The organism is Thauera sp. ZXT1-4 (assembly GCF_052598215.2).
Window position 1 is genome coordinate 1 of sequence record NZ_JBQWSN020000130.1, and the last position, 662, is coordinate 662.

General features: G+C 65.3%; 1 protein-coding gene. It reads right to left on the reverse strand.

What is annotated here, in order from left to right; all coding sequences use genetic code 11:
* The coding region (locus ACUH78_RS19470; protein WP_510497627.1) for a hypothetical protein at positions 1 to 662 on the reverse strand (662 nt) is incomplete at both ends.

Here is a 662-nt window from a genome sequence, read left to right on the forward strand (position 1 = left end):
TAGTCGAGAGGGCCGAGTAGAGCCATGTGTAGAGGGTGTAACTCGCGTGATACGCGACGAGCAGTGCGCCAAACAGCGGCGTGCGGCGGGAGGTGCGGATCTCGGCCCTGAGGGTGCTGAGCAGGTCACGGACGACCCGCAGCGGTGCGACGAACCGGGCGCCGACCATCATTGCCTGGCCGGTGGCGATTGGCTCGGCGGGCACGCGTGGCAACGCGATTGCGGGTGCAATGCCGAGCTGACGGGCTAGTCGATGACTGGCGCGCTGATACAAGCGGATGAGCGCATCGACGCGATGCTGGGTGTAGAACATGCGCGGCTCATCGCCGCGGTCGGTCTCCGCGCAGAGCAGCCACGCGGCGGTGGCATCGGTCCCGAGGCTGCGAATGAGCGTTGGCAACGCACGGGAAACGCGCATAGGGGTGAGTCGTTCGAGCCCAGGGGCGCTCAGTAACTGCTTCACCGACTGCTTTGCAGTGCTCGGCTCGATGCCGAATACGCGCTTGTTCGTTCGATGCTCGGTGCCGAGGAAGCGCGTTATCAGGACGCCGACACCCAGGGTGTCCGGCAGCAGAAAACCCGGTGCCAACGGTGGCTGCTGCATCTCGCTCAGTGCCTCGGGCAAATCGGTCTTGTAGCTGGGCCCGATGGCTGGAATCCAG